Annotated in this window: 14 protein-coding genes; all 14 read left to right on the top strand. The window is 69.3% G+C overall.

The window, feature by feature from the left end; translation table 11 throughout:
* Nucleotides 1-132 precede the first annotated feature (132 nt).
* Nucleotides 133-1,299: an acyl-CoA dehydrogenase family protein gene (locus tag ASG29_RS10380; RefSeq protein WP_055983463.1), complete on the top strand. Its 1,167-nt coding sequence runs from the start codon at nucleotides 133-135 to the stop codon at nucleotides 1,297-1,299.
* Nucleotides 1,296-2,069, top strand: coding sequence for an enoyl-CoA hydratase/isomerase family protein (locus tag ASG29_RS10375; RefSeq protein WP_055983460.1), 774 nt, complete (start codon nucleotides 1,296-1,298; stop codon nucleotides 2,067-2,069). The genes ASG29_RS10380 and ASG29_RS10375 overlap by 4 nt, the downstream gene beginning before the upstream one ends.
* Before the next feature lie 123 nt (nucleotides 2,070-2,192).
* Nucleotides 2,193-3,416: an efflux RND transporter periplasmic adaptor subunit gene (locus ASG29_RS10370; protein ID WP_055983458.1), complete on the top strand. Its 1,224-nt coding sequence runs from the start codon at nucleotides 2,193-2,195 to the stop codon at nucleotides 3,414-3,416.
* A 56-nt stretch (nucleotides 3,417-3,472) separates the two neighbouring features.
* The gene (locus ASG29_RS10365) at nucleotides 3,473-6,637 is read left to right on the top strand and encodes a multidrug efflux RND transporter permease subunit (protein ID WP_055985433.1); all 3,165 of its coding nucleotides are present in this window, start codon (nucleotides 3,473-3,475) and stop codon (nucleotides 6,635-6,637) included.
* Nucleotides 6,634-8,091 (top strand): efflux transporter outer membrane subunit, encoded by a 1,458-nt coding sequence (locus ASG29_RS10360; RefSeq protein WP_055983456.1) that lies wholly within the window; start codon nucleotides 6,634-6,636, stop codon nucleotides 8,089-8,091. Before ASG29_RS10365 ends, ASG29_RS10360 begins: the two co-directional genes overlap by 4 nt.
* A 37-nt stretch (nucleotides 8,092-8,128) precedes the next feature.
* Nucleotides 8,129-8,473 carry a hypothetical protein gene (locus ASG29_RS10355; protein WP_055983455.1) on the top strand — a complete coding sequence of 115 codons (345 nt, stop codon included), beginning with the start codon at nucleotides 8,129-8,131 and terminating at the stop codon, nucleotides 8,471-8,473.
* 115 nt (nucleotides 8,474-8,588) lie between these two features.
* Nucleotides 8,589-9,662, top strand: a complete 1,074-nt coding sequence (locus tag ASG29_RS10350; protein ID WP_055983454.1) for an alpha/beta fold hydrolase — start codon at nucleotides 8,589-8,591, stop codon at nucleotides 9,660-9,662.
* Nucleotides 9,659-10,207, top strand: coding sequence for a GNAT family N-acetyltransferase (locus ASG29_RS10345; RefSeq protein ID WP_055983452.1), 549 nt, complete (start codon nucleotides 9,659-9,661; stop codon nucleotides 10,205-10,207). The genes ASG29_RS10350 and ASG29_RS10345 overlap by 4 nt, the downstream gene beginning before the upstream one ends.
* A 172-nt stretch (nucleotides 10,208-10,379) precedes the next feature.
* A complete protein-coding gene (locus tag ASG29_RS10340; protein ID WP_055983449.1) occupies nucleotides 10,380-11,171 on the top strand; it encodes an esterase/lipase family protein in 792 nt (263 codons plus the stop codon).
* 105 nt (nucleotides 11,172-11,276) lie between these two features.
* Nucleotides 11,277-12,479, top strand: a complete 1,203-nt coding sequence (locus ASG29_RS10335) for a hydrolase (RefSeq protein ID WP_055983446.1) — start codon at nucleotides 11,277-11,279, stop codon at nucleotides 12,477-12,479.
* Nucleotides 12,476-13,510, top strand: a complete 1,035-nt coding sequence (locus tag ASG29_RS10330; protein ID WP_055983444.1) for an arginine N-succinyltransferase — start codon at nucleotides 12,476-12,478, stop codon at nucleotides 13,508-13,510. The genes ASG29_RS10335 and ASG29_RS10330 overlap by 4 nt, the downstream gene beginning before the upstream one ends.
* A 1-nt stretch (nucleotide 13,511) precedes the next feature.
* Nucleotides 13,512-14,777 carry an N-succinylarginine dihydrolase gene (locus ASG29_RS10325; protein ID WP_055983443.1) on the top strand — a complete coding sequence of 422 codons (1,266 nt, stop codon included), beginning with the start codon at nucleotides 13,512-13,514 and terminating at the stop codon, nucleotides 14,775-14,777.
* Nucleotides 14,778-14,829: 52 nt separating this feature from the next.
* On the top strand, nucleotides 14,830-15,054 hold the full coding sequence (locus ASG29_RS10320; RefSeq protein WP_055983441.1) for a hypothetical protein: 225 nt from the start codon (nucleotides 14,830-14,832) through the stop codon (nucleotides 15,052-15,054).
* 96 nt (nucleotides 15,055-15,150) lie between these two features.
* Entirely contained in the window at nucleotides 15,151-17,250 is a 2,100-nt protein-coding gene (locus ASG29_RS10315; RefSeq protein ID WP_055983439.1) for a TonB-dependent receptor, read from the top strand.
* The last annotated feature ends 37 nt before the right edge of the window (nucleotides 17,251-17,287 follow it).

The raw sequence follows: 17,287 nt of genomic DNA, 5'->3' as shown, positions 1-17,287 counted from the left end.
AATTCCATTACACCCCGCAACGATCCGCAACGCGGAATCGCGCAAAGGGTTGCACGCGCGCGGCAATTCCGCCGACGCGTGGACGTGCGCGCAAAAGACGGTAATGAAGCCGGCAAGAGAGGATGCGGCGCTATGAATTTCGAGCTGGACGACGACCATCGCATGATCGCGGAACTGGCACGCCGGTTCGTCGACGACGAACTGATGCCGCTGGAGGGCCGCGTGCTGGCGCGCGACATCGCGGGCGAGGGCCTGCGCTTGTCGGAGGACGAGCGGAAGCACGTCGATCAGGTGTCGCGCGATCTGGGCCTGTGGGGCCTCGACGCGCCGGAAGATTGCGGCGGACACGACCTGCCCGCGGTGGCGATGGTCGCGGTGAACGAGGCGCTGGGCCGGACGATCGTGCCGTGGGTGCTGCCGCCCGATTCGCCGAACCTGAAGATGCTGGCCGCGACCGTAAACGACCAGCAGCGCGAGGCGTATCTGGCGCCGTATGTGCGCGGCGAGACGATCAGCGCGATCGGAATCAGCGAGCCGGGCGCGGGCGCGGACCCGGCGGGGATGAAGACGACCGCGGTCCGCGATGGCGACGACTGGATCCTGAACGGGCGCAAGATCTGGATCACGAAGGCGGACCGCGCCGACTTCACGATCGTGATGGCGGTGACCGACAAGCAGAAGGGCGCGCGCGGGGGGATGAGCGCGTTCCTGGTCGATCGCGACGCCCCGGGCTTTTCGGTGGTGCGGCCGATCCCGATGATCGGCGCGGAGACGACGTTCGAGGTCGCGCTGGACGATTGCCGCGTGCCGGGATGGAAGTTGCTGGGCACCGAGGGCCAGGGCTTCGCGCCGATGCAGCTGCGCCTGGCGACGCGGCGGTCGGAAATGGCGGCGAACGCGATCGGCATGGCGCAGCGCGCGATGGAGATGATGATCGACTACGCCCCGCAGCGCACGACGTTCGGCAAGCCGCTGTCGGAGCGGCAGACGGTGCAGAACTGGATCGCCGACGCCGCGATCCGCATCCACGCCGCACGGCTGATGACGTACGATTGCGCGTGGAAGCTGGATCAGGGGCGCGACGTGCGCAACGAGGTGTCGATGATAAAGTCCTACGCGCTGGAGATGGCGTGGGAGGTGCTGGACCACGCGATGCAGTGTTTCGGTGCGATGGGCATGACGAAGGAAATGCCGTTGCAGCAGATGGCGGGGAAGATCCGCCTGATGCGAATCTACGACGGGCCGACCGAGATCCACAATTGGGTGGTCGCCCGCAACCTGCTGGGGACACGGGCATGAAGGAACATATTTCGGTCACCCGCGAGGGTCACGTCGCCACGGTCGTCATCGACCGCGCGCCGCACAACTTCGTCAACGCCGCGCTGATCGGCGCGCTGGCCGACGTGTTCGAGGAACTGGCCGGAGACGATGCCTGTCGCGCGATCGTGCTGGCGAGCGAGGGCAAGGTGTTCTGCGGCGGGGCGGACCTGTCGGGGGACAAGCCGCTGGCGAACGACGACGGTGAGAGCGAGACCCCTGCCCTGTACCGCAACGCCGTCCGCCTGTTCGCCGCGCCCAAGCCCGTGGTGGCGGCGGTGCAGGGTTCGGCGGTCGGCGCGGGCCTCGGCCTCGCGCTGGTCGGCGACTTCCGCGTCGCGGCACCGGAGGCGCGCTTTTCCGCCAGTTTCGTGACGCTGGGCTTCCATGCCGGGTTCGGTATCACGCACACGCTGCCCCGCGTCGTGGGGCAGCAGCATGCGTCGCTGATGCTGCTGACGGGTCGGCGCGTGAAGGCGGAGGATGCCTATCGCTACGGCCTGGTCGACGAGATCGCGCCGCTGGGCGAGGTGCGCGCCGCGGCGCAGCGGCTGGCGGCCGAGATCGCGGCCAATGCACCGCTGGCGATCGAGGCGACGCGTGCGACGCTGCGCGGCGATCTGGCCGCGGGCGTGAAGGCGCAGACCGACCAAGAGCGCGCGGAGCAGGACCGGTTGATGCAGACCGCCGACTTCCGCGAGGGGATCAGGGCGACCGCGGAACGCCGCCCGGGGAATTTCGTGCGGGGGTGAGTTCGATCAAAGCCCCCCTTTAGGAGAGGGGCTATCCGTATCGGCCGGTTCGCAAAATAGCCTCGTATTCGCGAAACATTTGCGACAAACAGCGCCTAGGGGTGCGACAGGCTTTCTGACGGGATGACGATGCGGACGAACGGGCTGACGGGCCGGGTATTGCTTGGCGCGGGCCTTCTGGTGCTTGCCGCCTGCGGTGCGGGCGATCCTGCGCAGGAAAAGGGCGGCGGCGCGAAGGACCGGCCCAAGGCGGTCGGTTTCGTCGTGCTCCAGCCGACGTCGGTCCCGGTCACGGTGGAACTGGCGGGCCGCACCGTCGCGTTCCAGTCCAGCGAGGTCCGCCCGCAGGTCACCGGCGTGATCCAGCGCCGCCTGTTCGAGGAAGGGCAGATCGTCCGACAGGGCCAGGCGCTGTACCAGATCGACCCCTCGCTCTACCGCGCCGCCGCCAACGAGGCGCGCGCGGGCGTGGCGAGCGCGCAGGCGACGTTCGAGGCGGCGAAGGTCCGCGCCGACCGTTTCCGCCCGCTGGCGGCGGCCGAGGCCGTCAGCAAGCAGGATTATACCGACGCCTTGGCGACGCAGCGGCAGGCGAAGGCCGCGATCGACGTGAACCGCGCGCAGCTCGACACCGCGCGCACCAACCTGCGCTTCACCACCGTCCCCGCCCCGATCACGGGGCGGATCGGGCGGTCGCTGTTCACCGTCGGCGCATTGGTCAGCACCACGCAGGCCGATCCGCTGGCGACGATCCAGCAGCTGGATCCGATGTTCGTCGATATCCAGCGGTCCGCCGCCGACCTGCTGGCGCTGCGCCGCGCGCTGGCGTCGGGCGGGGTGACGCCCGCGCGCGCCACCGTGCGGCTGAAGCTGGAGGACGGCAGCGACTACGGCCTGACCGGCACGGTCGAGTTTTCGGAGGTCGTCGTCGATCAGGCGACCGGCACCGTCAATCTGCGCGCGCGTTTCCCCAACCCGCAGGGACTGCTGCTGCCCGGCATGTTCGTCCGCGCGGTGTTCGCGCAGGCGGTGCAGCAGAATGCGTTCCTGGTGCCGCAGGCCGCGGTGCAGCGCGATCCGAAGGGCAGCGCGACGCTGTTCGTCGTCGGCAAGGACAACAAGGCGGAGCAGCGGACGATCGACGCCTCCCGCACCGTCGGCGCCGACTGGGTCGTGACGAAGGGGCTGAACCCCGGCGACCGCATCATCACGCAGGGCCTGGCCGACCTGAAGCCCGGCGGTCCGATCGCGCCGGTGCCCGCCAGTGCGCCGCAGCCGGTGAAGGCCCCCTCCCCCGAGGAGCTTGAGAAGATGAAGGCCCAGGGCAAGGGAGGCGGAGGCCGCTAGTGTCCCGCATCTTCATCGATCGGCCGATCTTCGCCTGGGTGCTGGCCATCATCGTCATGATGGCGGGCGTGGGCGCGATCCTGGCCCTGCCCATCGCGCAATATCCCGACGTCGCGCCGCCGCAGGTTTCCGTCCGCGCCAGCTATCCCGGCGCGAACGCCGAAACCGTGCAGAATTCGGTCACGCAGGTGATCGAACAGACCCTGACCGGCATCGATGGCCTCTTGTACTTCAACTCCTCCAGCACGTCGCGCGGGCAGGTGACGATCACCGCCACGTTCGAGAAGGGCGTCGATCCCGACATCGCGCAGGTGCAGGTGCAGAACCAGGTGCAGCAGGCGATCAGCCGCCTGCCCCAGCAGGTGCAGCAGCAGGGCCTGACGGTCCGCAAGTCCAATCCCGACTTCCTGATGATCGTCAGTGTATACGACGCGACCGACAAGATGACGAACATCGACGTGTCGGACTATCTCGTCTCCAACCTGCAAGATCCGCTGGGCCGCATCCAGGGCGTCGGCGACACCAATGTGTTCGGTGCGCAATATGCGATGCGCATCTGGCTCGATCCGGCGCGGCTGACCAGCTACCAGCTCATGCCCGGCGACGTCACGGCGGCGATCCAGGCGCAGAATACCGAGGTCGCGGCGGGCGAGATCGGCGGACAGCCGATGCCCAAGGACCAGATGCTGAACGCGATCGTGACCGCGCAGTCGCGGTTGCAGACGCCCGAACAATTCGCGAACATCATCCTGAAGACGCAGGCCAACGGCGCCACCGTGCGGCTTGCCGATGTCGCGCGCGTCGAGCTGGGCGCGGAGAACTATAACGCGATAAGCCGCGTCAACGGCCATCCCGGCGCGGGCATCGCGGTGCTGATGGCGCCGGGCGCGGACGCACTGACGACGTCCGAACTGGTGAAGGCGGAGGTCGCGCGCGTCGCCAAGGGCTTCCCCGCGGGCCTGGAATATACCTTCCCCAACGACAGCACCGCCTTCATCAAGCTGTCGATCGAGGAGGTCGTCAAGACGCTGATCGAGGCGGTCATCCTGGTCGTCATCGTCATGTTCGTGTTCCTGCAAAGCTGGCGCGCGACGTTGATCCCGACGATCGCGGTGCCGGTCGTGCTGCTGGGCACGTTCGCGGTCTTCTACCTCGCGGGATTCAGCATCAACACGCTCACCCTGTTCGGCCTCGTCCTGGCCATCGGCCTGCTGGTCGACGACGCGATCGTGGTGGTCGAGAACGTCGAGCGGTTGCTGGAGGAAAATCCCGGCATGAGCCCGCGCGAGGCGACGATCCAGTCGATGGAGGAGATCACGGTCGCACTGGTCGCGATCGCGCTCGTTCTGTCGGCGGTGTTCCTGCCGATGGCGTTCTTCGGCGGGTCGACGGGGGTCATCTATCGCCAGTTCTCGGTCACGATCGTCGCGGCGATGATCCTGTCGGTGCTGGTCGCGGTCATCCTGTCGCCCGCGCTGACCGCTACGTTGCTGAAGCAGCACAACGACGAGGACGGCGAGCGGCAACAGCAAAGCTGGATGGAGCGAAAGGCGCCGCGGGTGGCGCACGCGCTGGAGCGGGCGCGCAATTGGTTCAACGGCGCGTTCGAGCGGATGGTGGCGCGCTACATCGCGTGGACCCGTTACGTGATCGATCGCAAGCTGGTGTTCGTGCTGCTGTACCTGGGCACCGTCGGCCTGCTGGCCTTCCTGTTCCTGCGCATGCCGACCGGGTTCCTGCCGACCGAGGACCAGGGATCGGTGCAGATCCAGTTCCAGCTGCCCGCGGGCGCGACGCAGAACCGCACGTTCGAGGTGCAGCAGATCGTCGAGAAATACCTGCGCGAGAACGAGCGCGCGAACGTGCGCGTCATGCTGGTCACCACCGGCGGCGGGGGCGGCGCGAGCGGGCAGAACGTCGGACGGGGCTATATCAACCTCACCGACTGGGCGGAGCGCAAGGGCAGCGAAAACGGCGCCGAGGCGATCGTGGCGCGCGCCACCGCCGCGTTCCGCGGCCTGCGCGACGCACGCGTCTTCGCGTTGCAGCCCGGTGCGGTCCGCGGGCTGGGCCAGTCCGACGGCTTCACGATGGAATTGCAGAACACCGGGTCGCTGAGCCCGCAGGAGTTCGCCGCCGCGCGCGACAGGTTGCTGGAAGCGGCGGAAAACGACCCTTTGCTGTCCGCGGTACGGCTGAGCGAGCTACCCGATGTCGGCACGCTGAAGGTCGACATCGACCAGCAGAAGCTGGCGGCGCTGGGCCTGAACCAAGCGGATGTGAACACCACGCTGTCGACCGCGTGGGGCGGACGCTACGTCAACGATTTCATCGACCGCGGGCGGGTCAAGCGCGTGTACGTGCAGGGCGACGCCCCGTCGCGGTCCGAGCCGAGCGACATCGACCAGTGGTTCGTGCGCGGCGCAACCGGGCAGATGGTGCCGTTCAGTTCGTTCGCGCGGACCAGCTGGTCGCAGGCGCCGGTGACGGTGTCGCGCTTCAACGGCCTGGCGGCCTTCGAATTCCAGGGCTCGCCCGCCGCGGGCTACAGTTCGGGCGACGCGATGGAGCGGATCGCGGAACTGGCGGCGGAGATCCCGGGGACGAGCGTGGCGTGGGCGGGCATCTCCTATCAGGAGCGGTTGTCGTCGGGGCAGGCGCCGTTGCTGTACGCGCTGTCGATCGCGGTCGTCTTCCTGTGCCTCGCCGCGCTGTACGAAAGCTGGTCGATCCCGCTGGCGGTGCTGCTCATCATCCCGCTCGGCCTCGTCGGCGCGGTGTTCGCCACCACGCTGCGCGGGCTGACCAACGACGTATATTTGCAGATCGGCCTGCTGACGACGATGGGGCTGGCGGCGAAGAACGCCATCCTGATGATCGAATTCGCGGAACAGGCGGAGAAGAAGGGTGCGCGCGTCATCGATGCCGCGCTGGAGGCGGCGCGGCTACGGCTTCGCCCGATCCTGATGACCAGCCTCGCCTTCATCTTCGGCGTCCTGCCGCTCGCGATCTCGACCGGCGCGGGCGCGAACAGCCGCATCGCGATCGGCACCGCAGTGATCGGCGGGATGCTGACCGCGACGGTGCTGGCGGTATTCTACATCCCGCTGTTCTTCGTCCTGGTCCGTCGCGGCTTCCGCGACGGGTGGAAGGGGCTGAAGCGCGGCGCGGAGCCGAGCGAGGACACGACGGTCGCGAAGACGGAGGAGAAGCCGGCATGATGCGTCGCCTCGCCCCCCTGCTATTGCTGACGGTCGGCGCCTGTTCGCTGGCCCCCAAATACGTGCGTCCGGAACTGCCGGTGCCGCCGTCCTGGCCGACGGGCGACGCGTATCTGAAGCAGACCGAGGCGGCGCTGCCCAGCGTCAGCTATCGCGACGTGTTCCGCGATCCGCGGTTGCAATCGCTGATCGATCAGGCGCTGGCCAACAACCGCGACCTGCGGGCGTCGGTCGCGAATATCGAGGTCGCGCGTGCGACCTATCGCATCCAGCGCGCCGAACTGTTCCCCGTCGTCACCACCGGCGGCACTGTGACGCAGCGCGAGATCGGCGCGGGCGCGGCGGGAGGCGCCTTCTCGGTCGGCGGCACGACCTACCAGGCCAATATCGGGGTCAGCGCGTTCGAACTGGACGTGTTCGGCCGCATCCGTTCCCTGAACGACGCGGCGCTGGCACGCTATTTCGGGCAGGAGGCGGCGGCGCGCGCGGTGCGGTTGACACTGGTCGGCGATGTCGCTGGTGCGTGGCTGACCTATGCCGCGGACAGGAGCCTGCTGGCGGTGGCGGAGCAGACCGCGGCCAATGCGCGGCGCGGCGTCGCGCTGACCGATCGCCGCCGCGCGGGGGGCGTGTCGCCGCGCAGCGACCTGCGCCAGGCGGAACAGGTGCTGGCGACGGCGGAAGCGTCGATCGCAAGCCAGAAGACGGCGCTGGCGCAGGATGCCAATGCCCTGCAACTGCTGGTCGGCGCGCCGGTCGATCCGTCGCTGTTGCCCAAGGGCATCGAGGAGGCCGCCACGACCGTCGTGGAGGTGCCCGCAGGGATCGACAGCCGCGTGCTGCTGCGCCGTCCCGACGTCGTGCAGGCCGAATACGACCTGCGCGCGGCCAATGCGGAGATCGGGGCGGCGCGCGCGGCGCTGTTCCCCACCATCTCGCTGTCGGGCATCCTCAGCCTCGCCAGCACATCGCTGTCCTCGCTGTTTTCGAAGAATGCACTGACCGAGACGTCGACCGCCAACGTCGCCTATCCCATCTTCCGCGCGGGCGCCGGGCGTGCGGGCGTGGAACAGACGCAGGCGCAGCGCGCGGTGCTGCTCGCCCAATACGAAGGCGCGATCCAGACCGCGTTCCGCGAGGTCGCCGACGCGCTGGCGCGGCGCGGCACGATCACCGCCGAACTGGCGGCGCAGCGGCGCTTCCTGGTTGCGGCGCGCGACACCTATGCGCTGACCGACCTGCGCTATCGCGGCGGGATCGACACGTATCTGACCAGCCTCGACGCGCAGCGACAGCTTTTTTCCGCGCAGCAGAACGTGGTGCAGGCGGAACTGGTGCGCGCCACCAACCTGGTCACGCTGTACCGCGTACTGGGCGGGGATTCGCAGCTGGAGGCGACCGGCAAGGGACCGTTGCTCGCCGCTCCTGCTGCGCAACAAACGCCGCAGCAATGACTTGACGTGGACGTGCGGCGCGGGAACACTCCGCCGCATGAGCAATCCCACCGATCCCGGCGCCTTTTTCCGCGACATGCTGGGCCAGTGGGAGAAGATGGCCAACAGTTTCGGCAACGACACGATGCGCCGCGAGGAATTCGCGCGCGGGATGCAGGGCGCGACCGCCGCGACGTTGCAGATGCAGGCGGGTTTCAAGGACGCGATGGAGAAGGCGCTGGCCGCCGCGAACCTGCCGACGCGCACCGATGTGGAGGCGCTGGCGAAGCGCGTCGACGCGATGGAGGCGACGCTGGCGCGGATCGAGGCCGCGGTGGGCGCGAAGCCGGACGTGCCGAAGAAGCCGAAGCCCAGCCGCGGGCGCAAGCCGCCGGCGGAATGAGTGCGGCACCACCAACCGTTCGCCCTGAGCGAAGTCGAAGGGCACGCGCATCGCTTAGGCTTCGACTGCGCTCAGCCCGAGCGGAGCTTGGCGGCGTGATAATGGTTGCAATCGCATGACCGACGCCGCCACCGCCGACCCCTTCGCCGCGGCGAGCGCCGAGTTCGAGCGGATGCTGGCGCGGCAGGTGAAGGGGTTCGATTATTTCACCTCCCCCGCCCCCGCGGTCGGCGTCACGCCGAAGGACACGCTGATCGCGCGCGGGACGATGCGGCTGAACCATTACCGCCCGCTCGTCGACGACGTGTATCGCGTGCCCGTCCTGCTGGTGATGGCGACGACCAACCGCGGCTTCATCTTCGACATGGTCCCCGGACAAAGTCTGGTCGAATTCCTGCTGAAAGCGGGGTTCGACGTCTTCATGCTGGAATGGGAACCCCCGCGCCCGCACGAACGCGACCTGACGCTCGAAAGCTATGTGCTCGATTTCCTTCCTGCGGCGGTGGAGCGGATCGCGGACGAGACCGGGGAGCCCGACGTCAGCGTCGTCGGCTATTGCTTCGGCGGCGTCCTGTCGCTGCTGTGGGCCGCGCTGGAGGGGGACGGGCGGCTCGCCAATCTGGCGACCTTCACCACGCCGGTCGATTTCCATCGCATGGACCTGTTCCAGTCGTGGGCGGACCGGCGCTATTTCGATGTCGACCGGCTGGTCGATACGCTCGGCAACGTGCCGGGCGAGATGCTGTACAGTGCATTCTACATGCTGCGTCCCGCGGCGGGCACGGCGCAGAACATCCGGCTGTACGACAATCTGTGGGACGATGCCTTCGTCAGGTCGGTGCGGATGTTCGAGCGCTGGAACAACGACACGTTGCCGCTGGCGGGGGAATATTTCCGCCAGACGACCAAGCAATTGATGTGGGACAACCGGCTGGTCGAGCGGACGATGGAGGTCGGCGGTCGCGCCATCGATCTGTCTCGGATCGTGCAGCCGTTCCTGCACCTGGCCGCCGAACACGACCATATCGTCCCCCGCGAGGCGAGCGCGCCGTTGATCGACATGATCGGCAGCGCGGACAAGCGCGAGGTGGTGCTGAAGGGCGGGCACGTCAGCCTGGTCGCGGGGCCGAACGCGGTGAAGCGGATGTGGCCCACCCTCGCACGCTGGCTGGCGGAACGATCGACATGAGCGAACATCGCATCCGCCGTTTCCGCCCCGAAGATCGCGACGGCATGGCCGCCTTCGCGCAATCTTTGCCCGACCACGACCTGCTGTTCCTGGGCCGCGACCTGAAGCATCCGCGCGTGATCGAGGCGTGGCTGGCGGCGATTGCGGAGGGGTGGATCGACAGCATGGTGGCGGACCGCGACGGCGCGATCGTCGGGACCGCGGCGCTGGTGCGCGATCCGCTGGGCTGGAGCGCGCATGTCGGGGAGGTCCGGCTGCTGGTATCGCGCGAGCATCGCGGCACGGGGCTGGGCCGCGACCTGTTGCAGGCGGCGATGGCGGTGGCGGGAGAGCGCGGCCTGGCGAAGCTGACCGCGGCGATGACGAGCGACCAGATCGCATCGGTGGAATTGTTCGAGACGCTGGGGTTCCGGGGCGAGGCGTTGCTGAAGGACCAGGTGCGCGATCGCGAGGGGCGGACGCACGACCTGCTGGTCATGGCGCACGATGCGGCGCGGGTGGCGGCACGTCACCGCGCCTATGGGTTCGAGGCGGGGGGCAGCTGATGCTTTCTCCTCCGTCCGTGCTGAGCGAAGTCGAAGCACATGCGCCGGCGCGTAGCCTTCGACTTCGCTCAGGCCGAACGGGGTGGGACGTCGTTTTCTTCACGCGCTTCGGATAACTGAACAAATACAACCGCCGGTGCATTGACGCCGGGATATCAGGAGACGACGACCCATGGCGACCGCCGCACCCGTGCCGATCACCCGGCCCCCTTCCCCGTTGCTGGCGCTGACCGAACTGCCGCGCGCGATGATGGAATTCGGGACGCTGCTGCCGTCCGCGCCGCTGCTCTACACCGCGCCGCGCGGCGACGGGCATCCGGTGCTGGTCCTGCCGGGCTTCACCACCACCGACAAGTCGACCGCGGTGCTGCGCCGGTATCTGACGCGGCTGGGCTATGATGCGCATACCTGGGACCTCGGGCGGAACCTGGGGCCGAAGGCGATCGGTCGCGAGGGCGAGAAGCTGGCGGCGCGGCTGGACGCGGTGCACGAGGCGACGGGACGCAAGGTCAGCCTGGTCGGCTGGTCGCTGGGCGGCGTGATGGCGCGGCTGGTCAGCCGGATGCGGCCCGACGCGGTGCGACAGGTAATCTCGCTCGGCTCCCCCTTCACGGGCACCCCGCGCGCGACGAACGTGTGGCGCGCGTACGAACTGCTGACCGGTCAGCGGATCGACGATACGCAGACGAAGGAGCAGTTGCGCGAGGGCGCGACGCCGCCGCCGGTGCCGTCGACCGCGATCTGGAGCCGCGAGGACGGCATCGTCGCGTGGCAGAATTGCGTCGAGCCCTTCGGGGAGAACAGCGACAATATCGAGGTCCACGGCAGTCATTGCGGCCTTGGGGTGAACCCCGCGGTCCTCTACGCCGTCGCGGACCGGCTCGCGCTGCCCGAAGACGGCTGGCGGCCGTTCCATCGCGAGGGCCTGCGCGCGATGTTCTATCCGTCCGCGGGACACGCCTGACAGGCGCAAGGCCGGGCCGGGCGACGGACCGGCCATCGTCCGTCATGACGTAGTGTGGGATCGGCGGGTGTTCCCCTCCCCGCTCTCTCCCACTACGGTCATTCCGTGCAGACCCTCTCCCCCACCGAACGAACCGCGATCGCGCATCTGGATGCCGCCGCGATCCTTGCGCGTACCGAGCGTTGGTGCGCGATCAACAGCGGCACCCGCCATCTGGCCGGCGTCGCGGCCATGGCGAGCGGCCTTGTCGACGCCTTTTCCGCCCTGCCCGGCGACATCGCGCTGGTCGATCCCGCGCCGGTCGACGCGGTGGCGGCCGATGGCCGGGTGACGGGAATCGACCATGGCCGTCACCTGCGCCTGACCGTTCGGCCGGATGCGCGCGTACAGCTGCTGCTGACCGGGCACATGGACACGGTCTATCCGGTCGATCACCCGTTCCAGTCGCTCAGGTGGCGCGACGACGGTGCGCTCAACGCCCCCGGTGCCGCGGACATGAAGGGGGGCCTGTCGCTGATGCTGGAGGCGCTACTGGCGGTCGAGGCGGCGGGTGCCGCGTTCGGTTATCAGGTCGTCATCAATTCCGACGAGGAAACGGGGTCCCTTTCCAGCGCCGCCCTGCTGGCCGAGGCCGCGCGGGGGAAGATCGCGGCGCTGACGTACGAACCCGCGCTGCCCGACGGGACGCTGGCAGGGGCGCGGGGCGGGACGGGGAATTTCTCGCTCGTCGTCGCCGGACGGTCGGCACATGCGGGGCGCAATCCGGAGGAGGGGCGCAACGCGATCGTCGCCGCCGCGGACCTCGCGCTGCGGCTGAACGGGGCGAAGGGCGTCGGGCTAGCGGTGAACCCCGCGCGCATCGAGGGGGGCGGGCCGAACAACGTGGTGCCCGATCACGCCGTGCTACGCATCAATTTCCGTCCCGCCGACCGCGACGCGATCGCGCGCGCGCAGGCGGCCATCGATCGCGCGGTGGCCGACGTCGCCGCCGCGCACGACGTCGCGATCCACGCGCACGGCAGCTTCAATCGTCCGCCCAAACCGATCGATGCGGGTGCGGCGCGGCTGTTCGACCTCGTCAAGGCGGCGGGCGCGGACCTGGGCCAGTCGATCGCGTGGCGCGCCACCGGCGGGGTGTGCGACGGCAACAACATCGCCGCCTGCGGCGTGCCGGTCGTCGACACGATGGGCGCGCGCGGCGGCGCAATCCATTCCGCGGACGAATTCCTGATCGTGGAAAGCCTGGCCGAGCGCGCCGCCCTTTCCGCGGTCACGATGCTGCGAATCGCCGACGGAGCCCTTGCATGACCCCCGCCGCCCCCTTCGTCATCCGCGCCGCGACCGCGGACGACCTGCCGCACCTGTACGAGATGGCGAAGCTGACCGGAGGAGGCTTCACGAACCTGCCGCCCGATCGCGCCGCGTTGCGCGCGAAGCTGGAGCGCAGCGACGCCGCGTTCGGCCGCGAGGAAGCGGGCGCGGTCACCGACGAGCAGTTCGTGCTGGTGCTGGAGAACACCCTGACGGGCGAGGTGCGCGGGACGTGCCAGTTGTTCACGCACGTGGGGCAGAAGCACCCTTTCTACAGCTATCGCATCGGCACGCTGACGCAGCACAGCCGCGAGCTTGACCGGACGTTCCGCGCCGAGATGCTGTCGCTGACCACCGACCTCGAGGGGTCGAGCGAGGTCGGCGGGCTGTTCCTGCACCCCGGCGAGCGCGCGGGCGGGCTGGGCCTGTTGCTGGCGCGGTCGCGCTACCTGTTCATCCGGTCGCACCGCGCCCGCTTCGCGGACCGTATTCTGGCGGAATTGCGCGGGATCATCGACGAGGGCGGCGGCTCTCCCTTCTGGGACGGGGTCGCGGGTCGCTTCTTCGGCATGAATTTCCAGCAGGCGGACGAATTCAATGCGGTGAACGGCCATCAGTTCATCGCCGACCTGATGCCCAAGCACCCGGTCTATATCGCGATGCTGTCCGAAAGCGCGCGGGCCGCGATCGGCCTGCCGCATCCGTCCGGGCGCGCGGCGATGCGGATGCTGGAGAACGAGGGATTCGCGCATGAAAGCTACGTCGACATCTTCGATGGCGGGCCGACCATGACCGCGCGTACCGACGAGGTCCGCACCATCCGCGCCGCACGCGATGCGCGGGTCGTGGCGATCGACCGCGACGGCGGGACGGAGGCGCTGGTGGCGACGGGCGCGTTGCGGGATTTCCGCTGCGCCTATGCCGCGGTGCGCGAGGCGGGGGACGGTGGCGCGGTGATCGATCCCGTCGCCGCCACCACGCTGCGCATCGGGGAGGATGCGGCGATCACGCATGTGGCGCGGGTCTGACATGCTGCATGAAATCAACTTCGACGGCCTGATCGGGCCCAGCCACAATTACGCGGGGCTCAGCCCCGGCAACCTCGCCGCGACGGCCAATGCAGGCGCGACCGCACATCCGCGCGCGGCGGCGTTGCAGGGGATCGCGAAGATGCGCGCGAACCTGGCGCTCGGCCTGGTGCAGGGCATCCTGCTGCCGCACCCGCGCCCGGACCATGCCTGGCTGTCGCTTCTGTCGACCGGTTACGCCGCCGCCTCGCCGCACCTGAAGGCGCAGGCGCTGTCGGCGTCGGCGATGTGGGCGGCGAATGCGGCGACCGTGTCGCCCGCGCCCGACGCGGCGGACGGGCGCTGCCACCTGACGGTCGCCAACCTGGCCACCATGCCGCACCGCAGCCACGAATGGCCCGCGACGCTGGCGCAGTTGCGCGTGGCCTTCGCGCACCCAGCCTTCGCGGTCCATGCCCCCGTCCCCGCCCCGTTCGGCGACGAGGGCGCGGCGAACCACATGCGGCTGTGCCGGTCGCACGATGCGCCGGGCGTGGAGGTGTTCGTCTACGGCGTCGGCGGCGGGCCCTTCCCCGCGCGCCAGCATCGCGACGCGAGCATGGCGGTCGCGCGCGCGCACGGGCTGGATCCGGCGCGGACGCTGTTCGTCCGCCAATCGGATGCGGCGATCGCGGCGGGGGCGTTCCACAACGACGTCGTGGCGGTCGCGAACGAACGCGTGTTGTTGACGCACGAACTGGCGTTCGCGGACCGCGACGGCCTCCACGCCGACCTGCGTCGCCTGCTGCCCGAAGTGGAGATCGTCGAGGTGCCCGCGGCGGAGGTCGGTCTGTCCGATGCGATCGCGTCCTACCTGTTCAACGCGCAACTCGTGACGCCCCCCGACGGCGCGACGACGCTGGTCGTGCCGCAGGAGGCGCGCGACAATGCCGCGGTGTGGCGCTGGATCGAGGCGCATGTCGCGGGCAACGGCCCGATCCGCCGGGTGAAGGTGGTCGACGTGCGCGAATCGATGGCCAACGGGGGCGGGCCGGCCTGCCTTCGCCTGCGCGTCGTGTGCGATCCCGCGACGGTCGATCCCCGTTTCCTGGTGGACGAGGCGACGCTGGACCGGATCGCGGCGGTCGTGACGGCGCACTGGCCCGAGGCGATCGACGCCGGCGCGATCGGCGATCCGGCGCTGATCGCGGCGATCGAACGCGCGTATCACGCGCTGCTGGCGGCGCTGGACCTGTCGGATTCATTGACAGGTAACCATAACCCTTAACGCCGCGATGGCGGATTTCCGCCATTGGCGCGGGTCTTGCGTTAACGCGGGCATGTGGACCCGCCTTTCCCGTTTGTTCGTCATCAAGACGAAGTTCGAGGCCTTTCTGGTCATCTACGGTCTGGGCACCGGTGCCGTGGAGCGCAGCCTGCACTACCTCGATCAATATCCCGGGCATCAGGGGCTGATCCTCGCGCTCGCCTGTCCGGTCGCGGTATTCATGGCGGGCGGACGCATCCTCGATGCCATCGACCGGGACGAAGGCGAACGGGCGTAACGCCGCGGCGTCGACCGTCGCCCTGCCCGTAATACTTCTCTTGATATGTTGTAACGTTGCGCTATTCGGCGTCGCAGTATTCCGCCGGAGATCGTCATGAAGTCCCTGCTCCTCGCTACCGTATCGCTCGCGGTCGCCATCCCCGCCGCCGCGCAACAGGTACCCGCGCAACAGCGTCCCCGCGATACGCATCGCGCCGACGACCTGATCGTCACCGCGCCGATCCGCCAGAGCGAGACCGACGTGCTGCAAGGAACGTCCGTCCTGTCGGGCGAGGCGTTGACGCGTGAGTTGCGGCCCACGATCGGCGAGACGCTGGCCCGGCTGCCGGGCGTGTCGGCGACGTCGTTCGGCCCCAACGCATCGCGCCCGATCCTCCGCGGCTTTTCCGGCGATCGCGTCCGTATCCTGACCGACGGAATCGGCTCGTTCGACGCGTCGAGCAGTTCGGTCGATCACGCCGTCGTCATCGATCCCCTGCTGGCCGAGCGGATCGAGGTGCTGCGCGGGCCGGTGGCGCTGTTGTACGGGTCCTCCGCCGTCGGCGGCGTCGTCAACGTCATCGACGCACGCATCCCGCGGCGCGTGCCGGAGGCCGGCTATCGCGTGAACGCGATCGCGGGCTACGGTTCCGCCGCGGACCAGCGCAACGTCGCCGCCTCGGCCGATGTCGCCGTGGGGCCGCAGTTCGTCGTCAACGTCAACGGTTCCTACCTGAAGGCCGACGACACCCGCATCGGCGGGCGCGTGCTGTCGCGTTCCGCGCGCGACGCCGCACTGGCGACGGGCGATCCCGAGCTTGCGGCGCCGACGACGCTGCGCGGGCGCCTGCCCAACAGCGCGGTCGAGACGTGGACCGCGGGCGTGGGCGCGGCCCTCGTCACCGACGGCGGCTCCCTGGGCGTATCCTACGGCCATTACGACAGCCTGTACGGCGTGCCGATCCGGTACGCGACCGCGATCGGGCAGGAGGCGGAGGCGCCGCGCATCGACGTGCGGCAGGACCGCGTCGACCTGCGCGCCGAGGTGAAGACCGGGGGCGACGTGCTCGAGGCGATCCGCCTGCGGATCGGCCATGCCGATTACCGCCACGACGAACTGGAGGAGGACGGCGCGATCGGCACCACCTTCCTGAACAACGGTACGGAGGCGCGGCTTGAGGTTGTGCAGGCCACCCGCGGCGGATGGACCGGGGCGAGCGGGGTGCAGTATCTGGGACGCGATTTCGAGGCGATCGGCGAGGAAGCGTTCCTCCCGCCCAGCGAGACCGAGCAGGTCGGCCTGTTCACGCTCCAGCAGTTCAATCTGGGCGCCTTCCGCGCCGAGGGCGGCGTGCGCTACGAACGCACGTCCCTGACCGCCCGGAACGTCGCGGACGCGCCGCGCTTCTTCGCCGGCGCGCGCGATTACGACACCTTCTCCGGCTCGCTCGGCGCGTCCTACGCCCTAGGCGACGGCATCCGCATCGGCCTGAACGGATCGCGCACCGAGCGCGCGCCGTCGGCTGAGGAATTGTTCTCCAACGGCGCACATGCGGGCACGCAGGCGTACGAACTGGGCAACCCCTTCGCCCGGAAGGAAACCAGCTGGGGGCTGGAAGCGACGCTGCACGCGCATAGCGGGCCGTTCAGCCTGGACGCGTCGGCGTTCCACAACTGGTTCGACGGCTTCATCTACGACACGCAGGTCGCGACCACGGTATGCGAGGCCGCGGCGGCGGGGGGAGAGGTCGACCTGCCCTGCTTCCAGTATCAGCAGGCCGATGCGCGCTATTGGGGGCTGGAGGCGGACGCCGCGCTGCGGCTGGGCCAGGTCGGCGGTCAGGTCCTGACCGCGGAGGTCATCGGCGATTACGTGAAGGCCACCGTCGTCGATCGCGGGCCCGTGCCGCGCATTCCGCCGCTCCGGCTCATGGGCGCGCTGGAGGCACGCGGGACCGCGACGACCGCGCGCGTGGAGGTGGAGCGTGCCTTCCCGCAGCGCCGCACCGCCGCGTTCGAGACGACCACCGACGGCTATACCCTGGTCAACGCGTCGCTGGCGCTGCGGCCGTGGGGCGACGACGATCGCCGGTCCCTGCTGCTGTCCGCCAACAATCTGTTCGACGTCGAGGCGCGGCGACATGCCAGCGTCCTGAAGGACTTCGCCCCGCTGGCGGGGCGCGACCTGCGCGTGACGCTGCGCGTGGGGATCTGACGCGAACCTGCGCCCCTCCCGCGGGAGGGCGCGGCGC

It is taken from the genome of Sphingomonas sp. Leaf412, assembly GCF_001425405.1.
Classification (GTDB): Bacteria; Pseudomonadota; Alphaproteobacteria; order Sphingomonadales; family Sphingomonadaceae; genus Sphingomonas.
Note: the sequence above shows the minus strand (reverse complement) of the source record. Positions and strands in the feature narration are given on the sequence as shown.